This window comes from Actinoplanes solisilvae (assembly GCF_003999975.1).
Classification (GTDB): domain Bacteria; phylum Actinomycetota; class Actinomycetes; order Mycobacteriales; family Micromonosporaceae; genus Actinoplanes; species Actinoplanes solisilvae.
Genome location: NZ_RJAC01000015.1, coordinates 96,477 through 116,596 on the forward strand (window position 1 = coordinate 96,477; position 20,120 = coordinate 116,596).

Consider the following 20,120-nt stretch of genomic DNA (forward strand, 5'->3'; position numbering starts at 1 on the left):
ATTCGTCCGGCCTGAGATGCGCCCGGGCGTCCGCTCGGGAAGGCTGAAGGCCTCGGTCGTTCCACGGCGGACTGTCGCGGGGGCGGTCAAGGGTGCGCGAAGCCATGTCCACCACGGGGCGGGGAGGCCGGACGATGGTTCGAGGGGCGATCACACGGTTGGTGTCGACGGCCGGAGTGCTCGCGGTTACCGCGGCAATGGCGATCGGGCTCGCGCCCGCCGCCGCGCAGGCTGAGGAGGCGGCGCCGAAGCCGCCCGCGAAGCCGAACATCATCCACATCGCGGGCAAGAACATCGACAACAAGCTCGTCATCGCGCAGGCCGACAACTCGCGCCTGTTCGCGAGCCTGCTGAGCGAGGTCAGCTGGATGGCGGGGGCCCGGTCGCAGACCGTCCCGCTGACGGCCGCCAAGCTCGGCCCGAAATACATCGTCGTCGTTCTGGCGAACAAGTCGACCCTGCAGACCTACGAGCTGTTCCCGATGGCGGCCGGCGGCCCACGGGCACACCGCCCGGCCAAGTCGCTGGGCAACAAGAAGGTCACCGACGGCTGGTTCTACGGCCGGCTGTCGATGCCCGAGGCGCTGCGGGTCAGCGGCGTCCCGCTCGAGACCAAGCCGGACGTCGTCGCCGGCGGCATCGGTGGCGGCGTCGGCCAGGACATCGACGTGAACGCCAAGCCGGCGGCCGGCGTCGACCAGGTCCTCGGCGAGATGCGTCACCTGTTCCTGCTCAACGGCGCGGTCCTGGTCACGATCCTGCTCGGCCTGGCCGGAATCGCGTTCCTCATCCGCCGGAGGGTGTAGCAGGGAAAGCTTGGCCTTCAGTCCGTTTCAGGGCTGCGGGTGAGGCGGTCAGAGACGGGTGTCCCGAATTCGGGGCACCCGTCGTTGCAATTCTCGGGCTTGCGGAAGGCGTCGAAGATCCGCTCGTCGGTCGCGACCTGCTCGACTTGGGCACCGGTCAGCGCCGGCTTCCGCCGTGCCGTCCCCGAGGCCATGACGGCCACCACGCGGTTGTCGTCCAGGCGGCGGGCGATGGTCTGGCGCACCTGCCGGTCCGGGTCGCTCACGTCGTCGTAGCGGACGGACTCCACACCCTCCGTGCTGTCGGCGCGGGCGCACGCGTCCGGGTCGGCCGCCACGGGGAAACACCACTTCTTGCGTACGTCGAAAATACCGACCTCGATCGAGCCGCGTGCCCGCCCGTCCGAGCCGGCGATCCCGTACCGCCGCCAGCCGTCGCCCCGTTCCGCCGAGCCGGGTACGACCGTCAGCCCGCGCCCTTCGACCAGAGGCTCGATCACAGCGAGCACACTGTCGGCGCGCGACGGTGTGGGCAGCGGCCGCATGCTGGGCGTAGGCGGCGGCGTGACGGCGACGACCTCCGCGCCCGGGGCCGCGGTGGCGACCGGACCGGCCGGGGGCGAGGGCAGCAGCGTGGTGGTCAGCACGTAGCCGAGGCTGACGATCAGCCCCGCGGTCGCCACGCCCGCGGCCAGCACCAGATGACCGCGGCGGCGGCGCAGCCGGTCGGCCCGACGGAAGACCGCGTCCACCTCGTCGCCCAGCGGCGGCTCGCCCTCGAGCACGTGCTCGAGCAGCCGGTTCAGCGGCGTGCTCATCCGGCCAGCGCTTCCTCGGACTCGCCGAGCATCTTCTCCAGGGCCGTGAGCCCGGCGCGCTCGTAGGCGATCACCCGGTCGTCGTCCAGGTCGAGCATCGCGCCGGTGGCGTCCACCTCGAACCCGTCCCAGTAGCGCAGCACCAGCACGGCCCGGCAGCGCGGGGTGAGCTTGTGCAGCACGTCCAGCAGCAGGATCGACTCGGCCTCGACGCCGGCCGCACCGGGCGAGGCCACGAAGACGTGCTCGCGGCGGCGGTTGCGGCGCCGGCACGCCTCCATCAGGTCGGCGTAGACGTAGACGTCCGGGTCCGCGACCGCGTCGCGCCGCCTGTCGGCCACGAGCCGGGCCAGCGTCGCGCGGGTCAGCTCGGTGGCCATCCGCCAGTCGCCGCACATGAGGAACGCCGAACGGCGAAGCTGGGGCAGGCGGGTGGTCACGAACTCGCGCAGGGCCGTGTCGTTCTCACCGGACATAGGCCCTTTATAGGTGCCGAGCCACCCCGTCCGATGCCGAACGGCGATCACGCGACCCGAACGGCGACCTCCACGAGGCGTACGAGATCGGCCAGGTCGGCCTCGAACTCGGCGTGACCGTCCTCGGTGGTCGCCGGGGCCGGGAGACCGCCGGTGACCTCGCCGGTCGCGTAACCGAGCAGGAAAGCCAGGATCATGCGGGACAGTCGCGGGACGTGCTCGCCGGGAACGCCGGCGTCGTGCAGGATCGCGCGCAGAGCGGCGGTGAGCCACGAGGCCGCGGCGCCGGCCGCCGACCGGTTGAGCAGCAGCGGGAAGGCGCCCGGGTGGCGGGTGGCGAGCCCGCGCACGGCCCGGCCGAGGGCCCGCAGGCGGTGCGGCCACTCCGGCTCGACACCCCGCTCCCCGCCGACCTCGGCCCCCAGCTCCAGGTTGAGCAGGTCGACCAGGCCGTCGAGAAGAGCGTCCTTGCCACCGACGTACGGGTAGAGCGCCATCGACGTGAGTCCGACCCGCTCGGCCACGGCCCGCATCGACATCGCGCCGAGCCCGCGTTCGTCGACGAGCGCCAGCGCCTGGTCGAGGATCAGCCGTCTCTTGTCGTCCACCGGTTCACCGTTCCCGGCTCGGGACCACGACCACCGGGACGCGCCCGGCGGGAGCCGTCCGGCTCACCCAGTCGAGTGAGCCGGGACAAGCCTCAGCACCAGCGGCCGGGCGGGCGGCCGCGGCCCGCCGCGCGGCGGCGCGGGCGAACCGCGCCGTGCAGGTGGGCTCCGGCCCAGCCGTGCAGCTCGGTGCGGCAGCCGACCCGGCTCGGGCCCGTCTCGTCCTGGACGATCGGTGGAGCCGCAAGCTCCTCGGTGGCCGGCACGGCGACCGAGGGAAGGGCCGCCGAACCTCCCGCGGGCGTCTCCGCCTTCTCCGCGGAATCGTTCTCCCGTTCCGTCATCTCGCCTCCCCTCAAAGCTGTCGCGGTCTTTCATCGGCAACCACCGCCCGGTTCTTTACCCCGGGCGACAGCAAGTCTGCCGACGCTAGGACGACACCCTGCCAGGTCACCGACCGAAATCACGGCAGGGGCGCACCGCTACACCGGACTTAAAGTGCATTTCTTCACAAAACTCACCCTGGTCTCGCGCGTGGCACGCTATGAACGTGTCAGAGACCGCACGGGCCAGGCCGACCGCCAAGCCCGCTCCCGCCGCCACGCTGCGCCGGATCGAGCGGCACGCCGGCGCGCTCGCGACCTCGGCGGTCGCCCGCATGGACGAGACGCTGCCCTGGTTCCGGGCGCTCCCGGCCGACCAGCGGTCCTGGGTCATGCTCGTGGCCCAGGCGGGCGTGCGGTCACTGGTCGAGTGGCTGCGCTCGGGCGGTGTGGTGGCCGCCACCACCCAGGAGATCTCCGACGAGGTCTTCGCCGCGGCGCCGCGGGCCCTGGCCCGGTCGATCACGCTGACCCAGACCGTGCAGCTCATCAAGGTGACCATCGACGTCGCCGAGACCGAGGTCGCCGCCCTGGCCGCGCCGGGCGAGGAGGAGCCGCTGCTCCAGGCCATCCTGAAGTTCTCGCGCGAGATCGCGTTCTCGGCCGCCCGGGTCTATGCCCGCGCCGCCGAGTCGCGCGGCGCGTGGGACGCCCGCCTGCAGGCCCTGCTGGTCGACGCGCTGCTGCGCGGCGACTCCTCCGACGTGCTGGCCAGCCGGGCCGCCGCACTCGGCTGGGCCGACGCGCCGCCGGTGGCGGTGGTCGTCGGGCGCTCGCCCGGGGGTGACATCACCGCCGTGCTGCACGCCGTCTACCGGGCCGCCCGTCGCGCCCGCATCGAGGTGATCGGCGGCGTGCACGGCGACCGCCTGGTGGTGGTCATGGGCGGCGCCAACGACCCGATGGCCACGGCGGGCGCGCTCGCGGACAGTTTCGGCGAGGGCCCGATCGTGGTCGGCCCGGCCGTGCCGTCGCTCGACCAGGCCACCGAGTCGGCCCGCGCCGCCCTGGCCGGCTTCCGCGCGGCCCCCGCCTGGCCCGGGGCGCCCAACCCGGTGGCGGCCGACGACCTGCTGCCCGAGCGGGCTCTGGCCGGCGACATGGAGGCGCGGCGCACGCTGCGGCACGACGTCTACGGTTCGCTGGCCCGGGCGGGCAGCGGCCTGCTGGAGACGCTGGACGCCTTCTTCGCCGCCGGCGGGGTGCTCGAGAGCGCGGCCCGCGAGCTCTACGTGCACCCGAACACGATCCGCTACCGGCTCAAGCGGGTGACCGAGGTGACCGGCCTGTCCCCTCTGGACGGGCGCGACGCGTTCGCGCTGCGGATCGCGCTGACGGTCGGCCGGCTCGACCCTGCGACATAAGTCACGGTGCCGGATGAGGGCGCGTTCAGGTTTTCAAGGCCCCCTAAAACATGACCTAAGCGGACGAATAGCAGGGCTGTTTGTAGGGTTTCCACAACTGCTGTCGTAGGGTTTGGTGGCCGCCATCAACCCCGCAACCGCGACCGATCCGGAAGAGTCGACACCGTGCTCGCCGTACTCTCCCCCGGCCAGGGCTCCCAGAAGCCCGGCTTCCTGACCCCCTGGCTCGACCTCCCCGGAGCCGACACCAAGCTGCGCTGGTGGTCGGCGCTGGCCGGCGTCGACCTCGTGCACCTCGGCACCCAGGCCGACGCCGACGAGATCAAGGACACCGCCCGCACCCAGCCGCTGCTGGTCGCCGCGTCCCTGCTGGCCGCCGGTGAGCTGCCGATCGACCGCATCGACGTCGTCGCCGGTCACAGCGTCGGCGAGCTGGGCGCCTCGGCCATCGCCGGGGTGCTGCCCGCCGAGGCCGCGATCGCGCTGGCCGGTCTGCGGGGCCGCGAGATGGCCGCCGCCTGCGCGCTCGAGCCCACCGGCATGAGCGCCGTCCTCGGCGGCGACCCCACCGAGGTGCTCGCCGCGATCGAGAAGCACGGCCTGCACCCGGCCAACCGCAACGCCGCGGGCCAGGTCGTCGCGGCCGGCTCGCTCGACGGGCTGGCCAAGCTGGCCGCCGAGCCGCCGGTCAAGGCCCGCATCATCACGCTCCAGGTGGCCGGGGCGTTCCACACGCCGTTCATGGCGCCGGCTGAGGCAGCTCTGGGCACCGTCGCCGGCGGGGTCAGCGTGGCCGACCCGGCGCGCACCCTGCTGTCCAACCTCGACGGCACCGCGGTCACCGACGGCGCCGAGATGGTCGGCCGCCTGGTCCGGCAGGTCACCGCGCCCGTCCGGTGGGACCTCGTGATGCGTACGCTGGCTGGTCTCGGCGTCACCGGCGTGCTCGAACTGCCGCCGGCCGGCACCCTGGCGGGCCTGGTCAAGCGCGAGCTCAAGGGCGAAGGGGCCCCCGAGATCGTCACCCTGAACACGCCCGACGACCTGCCCGCGGCGCGTGACCTGATCGCCCGGCACGGCGGGCACCCGATCGAAGGAGCAACACGATGACCGCGGGTTCCCGCATCCTCGCGATGGGGCACTACCAGCCCTCGCGTGTCGTCACCAACGACGACCTCGCCGCGACGATCGAAACGAACGACGAATGGATCAAGAGCCGGGTCGGGATCGCCGAGCGGCGCGTCGCCGACGGTGAGTCGGTCGCCGACATGGCCGTCTTCGCGGCCGAGAAGGCGCTGGCCTCCTCGGGCCTGACGGCCGCCGACATCGACATGGTCACGGTCGCGACCTGCTCCTCGATCGACCGCTGCCCCAACGTGGCGACCCGGGTCGCGGCCCGCCTCGGCATCAACGCCCCGGCGGCGTTCGACCTGAACACGGCGTGCTCCGGCTTCTCCTACGCGCTCGGCACCGCCGACCACGCGATCCGGGCCGGCGCGACCCGCAACGCCCTGGTGATCGGGGCCGAGAAGCTCTCCGACCTCACCGACTGGACCGACCGTACGACCGCCGTGCTCTTCGGCGACGGCGCGGGTGCCGCGATCGTGACTGGCGTGCCCGACGGCGAGGAGGCCGGCATCGGCCCGGTGCTGTGGGGCTCGGCGCCCGAGAAGGGCGAGGCGCTGCGCATCGAGGGCTGGCAGCCCTACATCGTGCAGGACGGCCAGGCGGTGTTCCGCTGGGCGACCACCGCGCTCGCCCCGTTCGCGCTCGAGGCCTGCGAGAAGGCCGGCATCAAGCCGTCCGAGCTGGCCGCCTTCGTGCCGCACCAGGCCAACACCCGCATCATCGACGGCATCGTGAAGCGCCTGGGCCTGGGCCCCGACGTGATCGTCGCCAAGGACATCGTCCACTCCGGCAACACCTCGGCGGCCAGTGTGCCGCTGGCCCTGTCCAAGCTGATCGAGCGCCGCGAGGTGCCCTCGGGTGCCCCGGTCCTGCTCTTCGGCTTCGGCGGCGGCCTCACCTACGCCGGCCAGGTCGTTCGCTGCCCGTAAGCGTTCTTCCTGGCAGAGCATTTCTAAATCACTGAGAGGAAACACCAGCAATGGCTACTCGCGATGAGATCACCTCCGGCCTCGCCGACATTCTCGAGGAGGTCGCCGGAGTGAACCCGGACGACGTCGCCGAGGGCAAGTCCTTCACCGACGACCTGGACGTCGACTCGCTGTCCATGGTCGAGGTCGTCGTGGCGGCCGAGGAGAAGTTCGGCGTCAAGATCCCGGACAACGAGGTCCAGAACCTCAAGACCGTCGGCGACGCCGTCTCCTACATCGAGGCGAACCACTGACATGAGCAACGTCGACGTCGTCGTCACCGGGCTCGGCGCGACCACCCCGTTGGGCGGGGACGTCGCGTCCACCTGGGACGCTTTGCTCGCGGGCCGCTCCGGGGTGAGCCGACTCACCACGGAGTGGGCCGAGCGGCTCACTGTCAAGATCGCGGCGCAGCTCAAGGTGGACCCGTCCGAGGTCATCGACCGGGTCCGCATGCGCCGCCTCGACCGCTCCGAGGCGATCGCCCTGATCGCCGCCAAGCAGGCCTGGGCCGACTCGGGCCTGGAGGACGCGGGGCTCGACAAGGAACGCCTGGCCGTCAGCTTCGGCAGCGGCATAGGGGGTGCGACCACCCTGCTCAACCAGGACGACATCCTGGAGGAGTCCGGGCAGCGCAAGGTCAGCCCGCACACGGTGCCGATGCTCATGCCCAACGGCCCGGCCGCCTGGGTCGGCATCGACCTGCAGGCGCGGGCCGGCGTGCACGCCATGGCCAGCGCGTGCGCCACCGGCGCCGAGGCCATGTCGCTGGGCCTCGACATCATCCGCTCCGGCCGGGCCGACGTGGTCGTGGCCGGCGGCACCGAGGCGGTCATCCACCCGCTGCCGTTCGCCGGGTTCGCCAACATGCGGGCCATGTCGACGCGCAACGACGAGCCCGAGAAGGCCTCCCGCCCCTGGGACAAGGGCCGCGACGGGTTCGTCTTCGGCGAGGGCTCCGGCGCGATCGTGCTGGAGCGGGCCGACCACGCGAAGGCCCGCGGCGCGCGGATCTACGCGCGGCTGGCCGGCGCCGGCATCACCTCGGACGGTTTCGACATCGTCCAGCCCGACCCGGAGTGCAAGGGCGGCATCCGCGCGATGACCAAGGCGATCCGCGACGCCGGCCTGACCGGCGCCGACATCGCCCACGTCAACGCGCACGCCACCTCGACCCCGGCCGGCGACATGGGTGAGATCATCGGCATCAAGGCCGCGATCGGCACCCACCCGGTGATCACCTCGACCAAGTCGATGTCCGGTCACCTGCTGGGCGCGGCGGGGGCGCTCGAGTCGATCGCCACGATCCTGGCGATCCGCGACAACGTGGTTCCCCCCACGATCAACCTCGACGACCCCGACGACCGGCTCGACCTCGACGTGGCGGCGCACAAGGCCCGCCCGCTCGAGATCAACGCGGCCATGAACAACTCGTTCGGGTTCGGCGGTCACAACGTGGCGCTGGTCTTCACCCGCGTCTGAGTTCGAACGAGGAAGGGCCCGGCCACCACGGCCGGGCCCTTCTTCGCGTGGTCAGCAGGCGGTGCGGGGCAGGCCGGTCACGGCCACCGGCGACCGGCCCGGGGCCTTGGCCTTGCCGGCCAGCACGGCGGCCAGGGCCGCGAGCGACAGCTTGCTCGACGAGTACGTGGCCACGAGCACCGGCGACTTGGCCGAGGCGAGCAGGTGCGGGGTGTCCATCATGACGGTCACGCGCGCCGCGGGATCGAGATCGACGGGCTTGTCCCCGTACCCGACGAGGTGGATCTTGGCGCCGCCGGCCGCCTGCACCGGGAAGCCCTGGGCCTGCAACGCCCGCACCAGGTTGACCCGGGCCACCTCACGGCCGCCCGACGCGGAGACCGTGACGGGCCCGCCGAGCAGCGCGCCCGCGCACGGCCCACGCAGGACGGTGATCGAGGCGGCGTCGAGGGCCGCGACCGCCTGCTCGTGCTTCGGGGAGGCGACCACCGACAGGTCGGGCCGCGGCTTGGCGGCGGTGCGGAACTTCAGCGTGAGGATGCGGGTGACCGCTTCGACCAGCCGCTCCTTCTTGAGCGAGCCGCTCTTGAGCCCGGCCACGATGCCGTCGCGGGCGGCGCCGATGCTCGGCGGCATGAGCAGCATGTCGTTGCCCGCGTTGAGGGCCCGTACGGCGGCCTCCCCGGCCGGCCACTTCATCGCGGGCGGCATGTTCATCGCGTCGGTCACCGCGACGCCGGTGAACTTGAGCCGGCCCCGCAGCACATCCGTCATGATCTTCTTGGAGAACGTGGCCGGCACGCCCTTGTCCAGGGCCTGCAGGTCGAGGTGGCCGGACATCACCATGCCCGCCCCGGCGTCCACCCCGGACCGGAACGGCGGCAGGTCCTGCGTGGTCCAGGCGGCCTGGCTCTGCGCCACGACGGGCAATCCCTCGTGACTGTCGCCGCTGGTGTGGCCGTGGCCCGGGAAGTGCTTGAGGCCGGCCGCCACCCCGGCGCTCTGCAGCCCGCGCACCGCCGCGGCGACCTGAGCGGAGTTCGCCTTGGGGTCGGAGCCGAACGACCGCGACCCGATGACCTTGTTGGCCGGCGGACCGAGCGTGTCGGCGACCGGGGCGAAGTCGACGGTGAAACCCATCGCGGCCAGTTCCTCCCCGGCCGCGCGCCACGCCCCCTCGGTCAGCTTCGGCTGCCCCGCGGCGCCCGCGCCCATCGCCGAGGGCAGCATGGTCACGCCCTCGGTGACCCGCGTGACCACCCCGTACTCCTGGTCGGTGCCGATCATCAGCGGGGCGCCGCCGGGCAGCTTGAGCGCGGCCTCCTGCAGGCCGTCGGTGAGCGCGCGCACCTGCTTCGGGTTCTCGACGTTGGTGGTCGGGTTGGTGGCGCCGGTCGGGTCCTTCGCGGTGAAGCCGACCAGGATCAGGCCGCCGAGGCGGTATTTGGTGATCATCTCGGCCGGCGTGTTCACCCCGGCGAGGCCCTGGTTGCCGGCGGCCGAGCCCTTGTCGACGATCGTCGCGGAACTGCCGTAGGCGTACGGCATGAGCACCTGACCGGCCAGGTCGGTGTCGCTCATCGCGGCGACGGCGGCGGCCGCGCGCGCCGCCGGATCACCCGTCGGGCTCGCGCTCACCGCCGAGGGCACGGTCGCCGGCGGCGGCGGGGCGGAAGTGGCCGTACCGGGCCCGGGCTCGTCCTCGGCGCCGCACGCCCCCGCGGCGAGCAGCAGGGGCACGACCAGAGCGACGTACGCAGTCCTCTTCACGCCCGCCATCGAATCAGACGACGGGTGCGAGCCACCGACCGGCGTGGGGACCGCTCCCCCGCCGCCCCAACGTGGATCATGGACGTGACCTGGTCAGCCCACCCGGGTCAGCAGCGTGACCGGGGCGCCGTCGCCGGCGTACCGGTATGGCTCCAGTTCGGCGTCCCAGGCCGTGCCGAGCGCCTTGTCGAGGGCATGCGAAAGAGCCTCCGGCGCTCGCGCGGAGGCCATGATCGCGCGCAGCCTGTCCTCGCCGATCTGGATGTCGCCCGACGCGCCCATGATCCCGTGAAAGAGGCCGCGCCCGGGGACGTGCATGAAACGCTCGCCGTCGACACCCGGACTCGGTTCCTCGGTCACCTCGAAACGGATCATGGGCCACTGCCGGAGGGCAGCAGCCAGCTCGGCGCCGGTACCGGCCCGTCCGGTCCAACTGCACTCGGCACGCCGCACGCCGGGATCGACCGGCTGCGACGTCCAATGCAGGGTGACCGGCGCGGTCAGTACGCGCGCGATCGCCCACTCGACGTGCTGGCACACGGCGAGTGGAGTCGAGTGGACGTATACGACGCCACACGTTGGCACGGTGACCTCCCGGAGACCGAGGTGCGTCTTCCCCTACGACCTCGACCACGGTTGATCGTGTCCCATGATGCCGGTTGGTACGGATGGTGCGCCAGAGAATCGGCAACATCGACATCGGATCGGCCGTAGTGGCACACCCGGAACAACGCCTCAACCTGCTCGGACGGCACGGTCCCCGGAGCATCATGTAGAGTTGCCGAGGCCTTTTTTTCTGCTTTCTTCAAGGAGTGCCGCCGTGGCGAGCAACACCTCAAAGACCGCCCGCGCATCAGTCCGCGCCGGCCAGAGCACCGGTGGCGCCCTGAGCGTGCTCGGTGAGTACAAGTACCTCATCCCGCTCGCCAACGGCCGCTTCGCCTACGTGCGCAACCTGACCAACGGCAAGACGGCGCACCTCAAGACCGACTCCGACGCGTTCGTCGAGGAGATCCGCATCCTCGCCGCGGCCGGCCACGGCGCCAAGATCCGCGCCGAGCTGACCGCTCTCGACGAGGCGAGCCCGTCGGACGGCTGGGGCAGCACCGAGAAGCGCCTGGTCGACGCGGGCGTCTTCGAGGGCTGAGTCCCTTCCCGCGAGCGCTGAAAGGCGCCTGCCGGCCGATGGCCGACAGGCGCCTTTTTGCATGGTCCGGCGATCAGGCCACGGAGATTATCCGGGCATGATCGCGACGTATGGGAAGAATCAGGGCAGAAGGTCGACGAGGCCGGTGTCGAGGTCATAGACGGCACCGACGAGATTGACCCGGCCGCTGGCCACGGCGTCGGCCACCACGTCGACGGTGCTCAGGCGGCGCACGGTGCGGCCCACGTGGGCCCGCATCGCCTTCTCGGCGGCGTCGGTGTCCTCGACGCCGACGGCCCGCACGGCCGGGGCGATCTCGTCGACCAGGAAGCCGATGTCACCGGCCGGGACCTCACCGGCGCGCAGGGCGGCGACGGTCGCGCTGACCGCGCCGCAGCGCTTGTGGCCCAGCACCATGATCAGCGGGACGCCCAGCTCGGCCACCGCGAAACCCACGGAGCCCAGCACGGCCCGGTCGACCACGTGAGCGCCCGAGCGCACCACGCAGATCGACCCGAAGGTCTGGTCGAAGATCGCCTCGAGCGGCACTCGCGAGTCGATGCAGCCCAGAACAACCGCGTGCGGCTGCTGCCGGCCCGACGCCGCGGCCGCGGCCGAGACCTGGTGGCCGTGCTCGGGGCGGCCGCTCACGAACCGCTTGTTGCCGGCGACCAGCTCGGCCAGGGCTTCGTCGGCATTGGTGATCGGCACGGTGGGCCCCGCCGACGGGTCGGTCGTCATACGAGTGATTCTCGCCCAAATCGGCCGCCCGAACAGCGACTGCGAGCCAACTCACCTTCGGCCTGGGACTTTCGGCCCTATTCCCGTACCGGATTGGAAGTGGCAATTCGGCCGAGCGTGAGTGATCCTTGTTACCGAGGGGTAAGCCGGGGTTGCGCGGATCTCGGAGGTGCCGATGTCGGAGCTGGTTCTCCCCGACGGCGTGCGACTGAACGTCGAGGCCCACGGACCGAAGGACGCGCCGGTCACCGTGGTCCTGCTGCACGGCTGGTGCCAGGACCGCCGCACCTGGCAGCACCAGGTCGCCGCGCTGCGCCTGCTCGGCCCCCGCCGGCCCCGGGTGATCGTCTACGACACGCGCGGGCACGGCCGCTCCGGCGCCACCCGCCTCGGCTCGGCGACCCTCGCCCAGCTCGGCGACGACCTCGCCGAGGTGCTGCGCCGCTATGCCCCGACCGGCCCGATCGTGCTCGGCGGCCACTCGATGGGCGGCATGACGATCATGGAGTACGCCGCCACCCGCCCCGACGCCTTCGCCGAGCGCGTGTCCGGGCTGTTCCTCGTCTCGACCACCGCCGAGGGCCACGCCCACACCCGTTACGGCCTGCCGTCACGGCTCGCGGCGCTGCTGCGGGCCGGGGAGACCCTCGGCGCGGGTCTGCTGGCCCGCTCGGGGCCGTGGTGCCCGCACCGGGCGATGCTGCCGGCCCTGCGCCCGGCCGTGCGCTGGCTGCTGTTCGGCGACGAGTGCGACGACGACGCCCTCGAACTGGCCATGCGCTCGCTGGGCCGGGTGTCGCTGCGCTCGATCGGCGGCTTCCGCCCCTCGGTCGGCGCCCAGCAGCGGCTCGACACACTGACCGCCCTCGGCGACCTGCCGGCCGCTGTGCTGGTCGGCGGGCGCGACCGGCTCACCCCACCGGCCTGCTCCGAGTCGATCGCCGGCGCGCTGCCCTTCGCCGAGCTGAACGTCCTGGCCGGCGCCGGGCACATGCTGCCGCTGGAGCGCCCGCGCGAGGTCTCGGCCGCCCTCACCGCGATCGTCGAGCGGGCCGCCCCGGCCCGGCTCCGCCCGGACCGGCCCGGACCGTCCGCCACGGAGCTTTCCGAGGCCGCCTGAGGCCCCCGCGCGGGGACCGTACGGCGGTGGCCACGCCGATGTCCCGCCCGGGTGAGACGCGAGGGGCGTCGGCGGAGTAAGTTCGAGTGCTCCCTTTTGCGAGCACGCTGCCCGAACGCGTGCACCGGGGGCCGGAAAGTGAGATTCACCGTCTTGAGCGACGCCACCGTTCTTCAGCAGGAGATCGAGGTCGAGCAGGAGCACGTCGACCGCGTCTACGCTCGCCTCACCGTTTTGCGCCGCGACGCCTCCCGGGCCGAGAAGGAGGGCTACCAGCTCGCCGGGGTCGGCACCTTCGGCGCGCTGGTCGAGCGGGACGCGATGGTCTTTCACGCCGCCCGCCGCCGCCACGCGCTCGACACCGAGCACGAGGGGCTGGTCTTCGGCCGCCTCGACCTCAACACGGGCGCCACCCACTACGTCGGACGCATGGGCATCCGCGACGACAACTCGCGGCCCCTGGTCGTCGACTGGCGCGCCCCGGCCGCCGCCGCGTTCTATCGCGCCACCCCGGCCGACCCGCTCGGTGTCGTCCGCCGCCGCATGATCCAGTCGAGCGGCGAGCGGGTCACCGGCATCGAGGACGATCTGCTCGACCCCGAGGCCGCACCGGACGACATGCGCATCGTCGGCGACGGCGCGCTGCTGGCCAGCCTGTCCAAGGCCACCGGCCACGGCATGCGCGACATCGTCTCGACCATCCAGCGCGAGCAGGACGACGCGATCCGCTCCCCCGCCTCGGGGGTGACGGTCGTGACCGGCGGCCCGGGCACCGGCAAGACCGCGGTCGCCCTGCACCGCGCGGCCTACCTGCTCTATGCCGACCGTAACCGCTTCGCCGGCGGCGGCATCCTGGTGGTCGGCCCGTCCGGCGTCTTCGTCAACTACATCGCCACCGTGCTGCCCTCGCTGGGTGAGGACACGGCCACGCTGCGCTCGCTGGGCTCGCTGGTGCCCGGCTACGACGCCACCCGGGTCGACCCGACCGACGTGGCCGCGATCAAGGGCTCGCTGCGCATGCGGCGGGTGCTCGAACGGGCCTCGCACGACGCCGTTCCCGACGCCCCTTCCGAGCTGCGCCTGCTCTATCGGGGCACGCTGCTGCGCCTCACCCGGGGCGACCTCGACCGCATCCGCCGCGCGGCGCTGCCCCGCGGTGCCCGGCGCAACGAGGCGCGCGGGTCCGGCTTCGACCGCGTCTTCAACGAGCTCTGGTCGCAGGCCCGGCAGGCCAAGGTCAGCGGCCTGCCCGAGAAGCCCGACTTCGAGGCGGAACTGGCCGACCGCAACGACTTCCGCGAGTTCCTCAAGAGGTGGTGGCCGCGGTTCACGCCGATGCGCGTGCTGCGCTGGCTCGCCGACCCGGCGCGGCTCCGGGCGTACACCCAGGGTCTTCTCTCGAAGGACGAGATCGCGCGTCTGCAGGGGTCGTTCGACGCGCTGGCCGAGCACGGCCCGACGATCGCCGACGTGGCCCTGCTCGACGAGCTCGACGAGCTGATGGGCCGCCCCCGTCAGGCCTCGAAGAAGAGCAAGAACCCGTTCCATGTGCACGACGGGGTCCAGGAGGTCAGCACGTTCGCCGACCGGCAGGCCGCGGCCTACGCCCAGCGGGGTGTCCGCGAGGAGGACTACCGGGAGTACGCGCACGTCGTGGTCGACGAGTCGCAGGACGTGTCGCCGATGCAGTGGCGCATGGTCGGCCGCCGGGGGTCGTACGCCTCCTGGACGATCGTCGGTGACCCGGCGCAGACCGCGTGGTCGGGCGACCTGGAGGAGCTCGATCGGGCCCGGGAACGCGCGCTGGGCTCGCGCAAGCGCAACAGCTACGCGCTGACCACCAACTACCGCAACTCGTCGGAGATCTTCGCGGTGGCCGCCTCGGTGATCCGGGTGATCATGCCCGACCTGCCGCTGCCGACCGCTGTCCGCAGCACCGGGGTCGACCCGGTCGACGTGGTGACCGACGAGGTGCGGCTGCCCGCGCTGGTGCGTGAGCTCGCCGAGAAGCAGCTGGCCGACGTCGACGGGACCATCGGCGTGATCACCCCGGTGCCGCGCCGCGACGAGATGGCGGCCTGGGTGGACGGCCTGCCGGAACGGGTCCAGGTGGTCACCGCGCTGGAGGCCAAGGGCATGGAGTACGACGCGGTGGTGCTGGTCGAGCCGGGATCCCTCACCAAGGATCCGGCCGGCATTCGCACCCTCTACGTCGCGCTCTCCCGGGCCACCCAGCGTCTGACCACCATCGGAACCGATCCGGCGTGGCTGCCCTGAGGCCCTACGGGATGCGGACGGAAACCGCGTTGTAGGGCGTGGTCGGCGTCGGCGTGGTCGTGAAGCGGGCGTTCGGCAGGTAGAACCGCTTGCCGTACTCCGCGATCGTGGTCGGCACGTCGAACGACGAGCTGCCCGTACGCGACACGACCTTGCCCTTGCTCGCCCAGCGGTCCAGCTCGACCTTGGCGATCACGTTGTCGCGGTTCTGTACGACGTAGAGGTCGCGACCGCGCAGCCACAGGCCGTCGCCGTTGACGACGGTCTCACCACCGAGCTTGATCTCGCTGGTGCGGCCGTCGTAGCCGACGCGGAAGAGCTTGCCCGTGTTGGACTGCACGATGATCAGTCCGTGGCCGTCCGGGGTGCGGGCGATGCCGTTGGCGTTGTTGCCGGTCTCGTAGCGGATGTCCCCGGTGAGCGGGACGGCGACCGCGCGGCCGGGCAGGCTGCCCTGGTGGCCCAGCGGCAGCTTCCACAGCACCGCGTTGCGCGAGTCGGTGAACCAGGCGGCGCCGCGCGCGAGGACGACGTCGTTGATGAACCAGGTGGACGTGCCGGGCGCCTGCAGCGTGTACGACTTGAGCAGTTTGCCGCTGTGGGCGTCGACGACGCGGGCGGTGCCGGCGGTGCCACCCGAGACGAAGAGCCGGCCATGGTCGTCGATCTTGAGACCGACCGACGGGTTGCCGGCCCCGGGTCCCTGGCTGATCACCTTGCCCTTGCCGCTGCGCAGATCGGCGCGGTAGATGTCGCCGTCGACCCGGGAGCCGAAGTAGGCGTACGGCTTGTCGCCGATGGTGATTCCCTCAGGCTGGAAACCGTCGGGCAGGTCGAAGGACGAGGGCCACCGTGCGGAGGAATGTGCTGCGGCAGGCGACGCGCCTGCTACCACGGCGAGCATCGTGGAGATGACAATCGCGAGAGTACGTCTGGACACGGACGACTTCCTTTCCAGGCGGAGCGGAGCTGTCACCGACTACATACCCCGCACGACCGGCATCGGTTCGGCTACCGCTCCACCGCCCCTCTCCCCCTCTCGCCCCTTGCAAGATCAAGTAATATTGCACTTATTGCGATGTACGCATACATTGGCCGAGCGCTGGTGCACCGACGGAAGGTTGAGACATGGGAGCGGGGCACGACCACGGAGGCCAGGCGCTGCGGGCGGGGGCCAAGCACCGCAAGCGGCTCTGGTGGGCCGCCGGCCTGCTCGCCGCCTTCCTGGCCGTCGAGACGGTGGCCGCGTTCATCACCGGCTCGCTGGCCCTGCTCTCCGACGCCGGCCACATGTTCACCGACGTGCTCGGCATCGCGATGGCCCTGGCCGCGATCACCGCGGCCGGCCGGGCCGCCACCGACTCGCAGCGCACCTTCGGCCTTTATCGGCTGGAGGTGCTGGCCGCGCTGGCCAACGCCGTGCTGCTCACCGGGGTCGCGATCTTCGTGCTGATCGAGGGCGTCCGCCGTTTCAGCGACCCGCACGATGTGCCGGCCGGCTCGATCCTGGTCGTCGCCGTGGGCGGCCTGATCGTCAACCTGATCGCCTTCGGGCTGCTGCGCGAGGGCGCCAAGGAGAGCATCAATGTGCGCGGCGCCTACCTCGAAGTCGTCGGCGACCTGCTCGGCTCGGTCGGCGTCATCGTGGCCGCCGTGATCATCGCGACGACCGGCTGGTCGTACGCCGACCCGATCGTGGCCGTGATCGTCGCGCTCATGATCCTGCCGCGCACGTTCGCGCTGGGCCGCTCGGCGGTACGCATCCTGGTGCAGGCCGCGCCCGCGCACCTGGACATCACCGAGGTGCGCGCCCGGCTGGCCGCCGTCCCCGGCGTCTGCGACGTCCACGACCTGCACGTCTGGACGCTCACCTCGGGCATGGACGTCGCCTCGGCCCACCTGAGCCTGGAACCCGCGGCCGAGCTCGGCGCGGTGCTCACCACCGCCCGCGAGGCGCTGCACGACGACTTCCACATCGACCACGCCACGCTTCAGGTCGAGCCGGTGGCCGCCGACGGGCCGTGCTCTCCGGCCGGATGGTGATCGAGCGGTCGCAGACTATGGCGATCATCACACCTCACGGTGCACGATCTCCTCAACGGTCACCGCGTGTGCCGACCGGCATCGGACGAACAGGTTCATCTCTACGCTTGGTGACCATGCCATCACGGGAGGACAGCATCATGACCACGGTCACCCACCAGCCCAGAGTCGCGTGGGACGGCGCCCGCGCGATCGTGCACGCGGCGGGCAGCCCGCACTCCGAGGGCTTCGCCGCCCGGGTGCTGAGCCGCCTCGGCAGCGAGATGTACGGCCACTTCGCCGACACCCGCCAGCGCCTGCTGACCGCCCTGGTCGAGACCGGCGGCGACCGGTACGCGGCCGACGTCGAGGCCGGCAAGTGGCGGGTGCGTCTGGAAGATCTGCTGCGCACCCGGCCCGAGCTGACCGGCCCCGTGGCCGAGCTGACCAACGAGGGTTTCGAGCTGTAGAAGGGCGTCCCCGGCATCCTCGGGGCCGGGGCCGCTTTTGCGGTAATCCGCCCCGAGCGGTCCGCTAGCGACAACAATGCCCAGTATGGGCGACGCTCGTGTGATGGTTTTCGCGCCGGCACCTCAACTGACGGTGACTATCGAACAGCAACACAACCAGGCGGAGCTGCATGTGCACCCGGGTGGTCAGGGCATCTGGCAGACCCGCATGATCACCTCGCTCGGCGCCGAGGTGACGCTCTGCACGGCGGTCGGCGGTGAGGTGGGCCGGGTCCTCAAGCCCCTGCTCGACTTCAAGGGCGTGCAACTGCGCACGGTGCCCCGCGAGAGCGGCAGCGGGTGGTACGTGCACGACCGCCGCAACGGCAAACGCCAGGAGCTGGCCGAACACCCGGGCGCCCCGTTCACCCGGCACGAGCTGGACGAGCTCTACAACCTGGCGCTCGCCGAGGGCCTGCGAGCCGGCAACGCCATCCTCAGCGGCCCGGCGCACCCCTCGGTGATCCGGCCCGAGGTCTACGGTCGCCTCGCCCACGACCTGCGCGCCCACGGCTGCCGGGTGATCGCCGACCTGTCCGGGGAGCACCTCAAGGCCGTCCTCGGCGCCGGGCTGAACGTCGTCAAGGTCAGCCACGAGGAGTTGCTGCGCGACGGCATGATCAAGGACGACTCGGAGAAGTCGCTCACCGACGCACTGATCAAGCTGCACGAGGACGGCGCCGAGATGGCGCTGCTCTCGCGGGCCGACGCGGGAGCACTCGCCCTGTTCAACGAACAGATCTACCGGGTCGGCATCCCGAAGCTCACCATCGCCGACCACCGCGGCGCCGGCGACTCGATGACCGCCGGGGTCGCCGCGGTGCTGGCCCAGGGCGGCGAGATGACGCAGGCGATCCGCACCGGCGCGGCCGCCGGGGCGCTCAACGTCACCCGGCACGGGCTCGGCACCGGGCACATGGACGCCGTCCACGTGCTCTCCGAGCGCGTCAAGCTCACCCCGATCAAGAAGGCACGATGACAAGAATCCTGGTCACCAACGACGATGGCATCGACGCGCCCGGCCTGCGCTGGCTGGCCCGGGCGGCGGCCCGCGAGGGACACGAGGTGGTGGTCGCCGCGCCGGTCACCGAGGCCAGCGGCAGCAGCGCCGCGATGACCGCGGTCGAGGAACACGGCAAGATCATCCTGCACAAGCGTGAGCTGCCGCACGCCAAGCACATCCCGGCGTACGCGGTGGCGGCCTCACCCGCGTACATCGTGCTGCTCGCGCTGCGGGAGGCGTTCGGCGAGCCGCCCGAGATGATCTTCTCGGGGATCAACCGGGGCGCCAACGCGGGGGCCGCGGTCGTGCACTCCGGCACGGTCGGGGCCACGCTCACCGGGTCGTACGCGGGTCTGCACGGGCTGGCGGTCTCGCTGGACGTGCTGTCGCCCCGGGCCGGCACGGCGCGCAGCGGAGGGGCGGCGCTCGCCGCGCTCGATCACGAGGAGGACGAGAAGCGGCACTGGGGCAGCGCGGCCGAGCTGGCGGTGCGGCTGGTGCCGACGCTGCTGCACACCCCGGTCGGCACGATCTTCAACCTCAACGTGCCCGACCTGCACCTGGACGGCATCCGTGGGCTGCGGCGGGCGTCGCTGGCCCAGTTCGGGCAGGTGCAGGTGAGCATCGTCGAGGAGGGCGAGGGATTTGTGCGCACGGCCGTGCAGGCGGCCGACGACACCCTGCAGCCGGACACCGACCTGGCCGCGCTGGCGGAGCACTTCGCGGTGGTCACGCCGATCCGGCCGCCGCACGAGATGACCGAGGTGAAGATCAACCTGGAGGCCGTGCCGGTGCACGCCTCGGCGCTGCAATAACCCAGTCTTCGCACGGTCAGCGCCCCTTGCGCTGTCGCCGGCCCGGGAATGCCGACGGCCTCCGGCCTGTCCCTCGATCGAGGGACGGACCGGAGGCCGTTGGTTAAGGCTCCGTGGCGCCGGCTGCCCCCGCCGGCCCCTTCAACAGACTCCCGGTGTCAGGCTCCGGACACCGCCGGCTGGGCCGCGGTGGCCTCGCCGAACGGCTGCGGGTTGCCGAACAGGCCCAGCAGCCCGGTCACCCAGAGCTGGCGATGCGCGAAACGGCTGGGTCGGGTGACGATCAGCTTGATGTCGCTGACCTGCGCGAGCTGGAACGCGGCGACGAGCGCGCTGATACCCACGGAGTCGATGAAGGTCACATTCTGAAGATTGAGCTCGATGCGTACGAATCGTCCGGTGTTGAGCTGCGTCGCCACAGCCTCGCGGATCTCGTATGCGTTTTCGACGTCGATCTCGCCGCTGGGCGAGACCTCCACCACGTCGTCGGCAAGCGTCGACGTCATTATCGACAGCGTCACGCCAATTCCCTCCACCCGCCCGGGATTTCCGAGCGTCGTTCCTGTCGCACGAGCCACGGACGAGCGATCTGATCTCGCTCGGCATGACCCGCGCCCGGGGTTCGTAGAGACTCCCCCCGGAAGGTTCGGTGAATCTGACCGAAAGGTTAGGACCCGAACCTG

22 protein-coding genes are annotated in these 20,120 nt (G+C 71.8%); 13 read left to right on the forward strand and 9 right to left on the reverse strand.

Annotation, left to right across the window (positions count from 1 at the left end; all coding sequences use genetic code 11):
- Nucleotides 1-161 precede the first annotated feature (161 nt).
- Nucleotides 162-806 (forward strand): hypothetical protein, encoded by a 645-nt coding sequence (locus EER30_RS30650; protein ID WP_127504123.1) that lies wholly within the window; start codon nt 162-164, stop codon nt 804-806.
- A gap of 17 nt (nt 807-823) precedes the next feature.
- On the opposite strand, the gene EER30_RS30655 is transcribed toward EER30_RS30650, so the two are convergent.
- The 4 genes from EER30_RS30655 to EER30_RS30670 all read right to left on the reverse strand — a co-directional run bounded on the left by EER30_RS30655 (nt 824) and on the right by EER30_RS30670 (nt 3,052).
- On the reverse strand, nt 824-1,624 hold the full coding sequence (locus EER30_RS30655) for a hypothetical protein (protein WP_127504124.1): 801 nt from the start codon (nt 1,622-1,624) through the stop codon (nt 824-826).
- Nucleotides 1,621-2,100, reverse strand: coding sequence for a sigma factor-like helix-turn-helix DNA-binding protein (locus EER30_RS30660; protein ID WP_127504125.1), 480 nt, complete (start codon nt 2,098-2,100; stop codon nt 1,621-1,623). The genes EER30_RS30655 and EER30_RS30660 overlap by 4 nt, the downstream gene beginning before the upstream one ends.
- Nucleotides 2,101-2,147: 47 nt before the next feature.
- The gene (locus EER30_RS30665; protein ID WP_127504126.1) at nt 2,148-2,708 is read right to left on the reverse strand and encodes a TetR/AcrR family transcriptional regulator; all 561 of its coding nucleotides are present in this window, start codon (nt 2,706-2,708) and stop codon (nt 2,148-2,150) included.
- A gap of 92 nt (nt 2,709-2,800) precedes the next feature.
- Nucleotides 2,801-3,052 carry a hypothetical protein gene (locus tag EER30_RS30670; protein WP_127504127.1) on the reverse strand — a complete coding sequence of 84 codons (252 nt, stop codon included), beginning with the start codon at nt 3,050-3,052 and terminating at the stop codon, nt 2,801-2,803.
- A 206-nt stretch (nt 3,053-3,258) separates the two neighbouring features.
- Here EER30_RS30670 and EER30_RS30675 point away from each other — a divergent pair, with 206 nt between their 5' ends.
- From EER30_RS30675 to fabF, 5 genes are all read left to right on the forward strand, one after another.
- Complete coding sequence (locus EER30_RS30675) at nt 3,259-4,455, forward strand: PucR family transcriptional regulator (RefSeq protein WP_240670401.1); 1,197 nt, start codon at nt 3,259-3,261, stop codon at nt 4,453-4,455.
- A 165-nt stretch (nt 4,456-4,620) separates the two neighbouring features.
- On the forward strand, nt 4,621-5,565 hold the full coding sequence (locus EER30_RS30680; RefSeq protein ID WP_127504129.1) for an ACP S-malonyltransferase: 945 nt from the start codon (nt 4,621-4,623) through the stop codon (nt 5,563-5,565).
- On the forward strand, nt 5,562-6,512 hold the full coding sequence (locus EER30_RS30685; protein ID WP_127504130.1) for a beta-ketoacyl-ACP synthase III: 951 nt from the start codon (nt 5,562-5,564) through the stop codon (nt 6,510-6,512). The genes EER30_RS30680 and EER30_RS30685 overlap by 4 nt, the downstream gene beginning before the upstream one ends.
- A gap of 50 nt (nt 6,513-6,562) precedes the next feature.
- The gene (locus EER30_RS30690; protein WP_127504131.1) at nt 6,563-6,805 is read left to right on the forward strand and encodes an acyl carrier protein; all 243 of its coding nucleotides are present in this window, start codon (nt 6,563-6,565) and stop codon (nt 6,803-6,805) included.
- 1 nt (nt 6,806) lies between these two features.
- Nucleotides 6,807-8,033 carry a beta-ketoacyl-ACP synthase II gene (gene fabF, locus EER30_RS30695; RefSeq protein ID WP_127504132.1) on the forward strand — a complete coding sequence of 409 codons (1,227 nt, stop codon included), beginning with the start codon at nt 6,807-6,809 and terminating at the stop codon, nt 8,031-8,033.
- Between the two features lie 51 nt (nt 8,034-8,084).
- Here the strand turns inward: fabF and EER30_RS30700 are convergent, their stop codons facing one another.
- Both EER30_RS30700 and EER30_RS30705 read right to left on the reverse strand, forming a co-directional pair.
- On the reverse strand, nt 8,085-9,812 hold the full coding sequence (locus tag EER30_RS30700) for a glycoside hydrolase family 3 protein (protein ID WP_127504133.1): 1,728 nt from the start codon (nt 9,810-9,812) through the stop codon (nt 8,085-8,087).
- An 84-nt stretch (nt 9,813-9,896) separates the two neighbouring features.
- Nucleotides 9,897-10,388: a DUF3145 domain-containing protein gene (locus EER30_RS30705; RefSeq protein ID WP_127504134.1), complete on the reverse strand. Its 492-nt coding sequence runs from the start codon at nt 10,386-10,388 to the stop codon at nt 9,897-9,899.
- A 235-nt stretch (nt 10,389-10,623) separates the two neighbouring features.
- Here EER30_RS30705 and EER30_RS30710 point away from each other — a divergent pair, with 235 nt between their 5' ends.
- Nucleotides 10,624-10,950, forward strand: a complete 327-nt coding sequence (locus EER30_RS30710; RefSeq protein ID WP_127504135.1) for a hypothetical protein — start codon at nt 10,624-10,626, stop codon at nt 10,948-10,950.
- A gap of 120 nt (nt 10,951-11,070) precedes the next feature.
- On the opposite strand, the gene EER30_RS30715 is transcribed toward EER30_RS30710, so the two are convergent.
- Complete coding sequence (locus tag EER30_RS30715; RefSeq protein WP_205650502.1) at nt 11,071-11,691, reverse strand: carbonic anhydrase; 621 nt, start codon at nt 11,689-11,691, stop codon at nt 11,071-11,073.
- A 175-nt stretch (nt 11,692-11,866) separates the two neighbouring features.
- Between EER30_RS30715 and EER30_RS30720 the strand changes: the two genes are divergently transcribed.
- Entirely contained in the window at nt 11,867-12,811 is a 945-nt protein-coding gene (locus EER30_RS30720; protein WP_205650503.1) for an alpha/beta fold hydrolase, read from the forward strand.
- A 153-nt stretch (nt 12,812-12,964) separates the two neighbouring features.
- The gene (locus tag EER30_RS30725) at nt 12,965-15,088 is read left to right on the forward strand and encodes a HelD family protein (RefSeq protein WP_127504137.1); all 2,124 of its coding nucleotides are present in this window, start codon (nt 12,965-12,967) and stop codon (nt 15,086-15,088) included.
- Between the two features lie 4 nt (nt 15,089-15,092).
- Here EER30_RS30725 and EER30_RS30730 read toward each other — a convergent pair whose 3' ends face one another.
- Nucleotides 15,093-16,028 carry an SMP-30/gluconolactonase/LRE family protein gene (locus EER30_RS30730; protein WP_127504138.1) on the reverse strand — a complete coding sequence of 312 codons (936 nt, stop codon included), beginning with the start codon at nt 16,026-16,028 and terminating at the stop codon, nt 15,093-15,095.
- Between the two features lie 188 nt (nt 16,029-16,216).
- Between EER30_RS30730 and EER30_RS30735 the strand changes: the two genes are divergently transcribed.
- The 4 genes from EER30_RS30735 (at nt 16,217) to surE (ending at nt 19,437) form a co-directional block, all read left to right on the forward strand.
- A complete protein-coding gene (locus EER30_RS30735) occupies nt 16,217-17,131 on the forward strand; it encodes a cation diffusion facilitator family transporter (protein WP_127504139.1) in 915 nt (304 codons plus the stop codon).
- A gap of 116 nt (nt 17,132-17,247) precedes the next feature.
- On the forward strand, nt 17,248-17,580 hold the full coding sequence (locus EER30_RS30740) for a hypothetical protein (RefSeq protein ID WP_240670402.1): 333 nt from the start codon (nt 17,248-17,250) through the stop codon (nt 17,578-17,580).
- Between the two features lie 103 nt (nt 17,581-17,683).
- Complete coding sequence (locus EER30_RS30745; protein WP_127504232.1) at nt 17,684-18,598, forward strand: 1-phosphofructokinase family hexose kinase; 915 nt, start codon at nt 17,684-17,686, stop codon at nt 18,596-18,598.
- Nucleotides 18,595-19,437 (forward strand): 5'/3'-nucleotidase SurE, encoded by an 843-nt coding sequence (surE, locus tag EER30_RS30750; protein WP_127504140.1) that lies wholly within the window; start codon nt 18,595-18,597, stop codon nt 19,435-19,437. The genes EER30_RS30745 and surE overlap by 4 nt, the downstream gene beginning before the upstream one ends.
- A gap of 158 nt (nt 19,438-19,595) precedes the next feature.
- Here the strand turns inward: surE and EER30_RS30755 are convergent, their stop codons facing one another.
- Entirely contained in the window at nt 19,596-19,958 is a 363-nt protein-coding gene (locus EER30_RS30755; protein WP_127504233.1) for an STAS domain-containing protein, read from the reverse strand.
- Between the last annotated feature and the right edge of the window lie 162 nt (nt 19,959-20,120).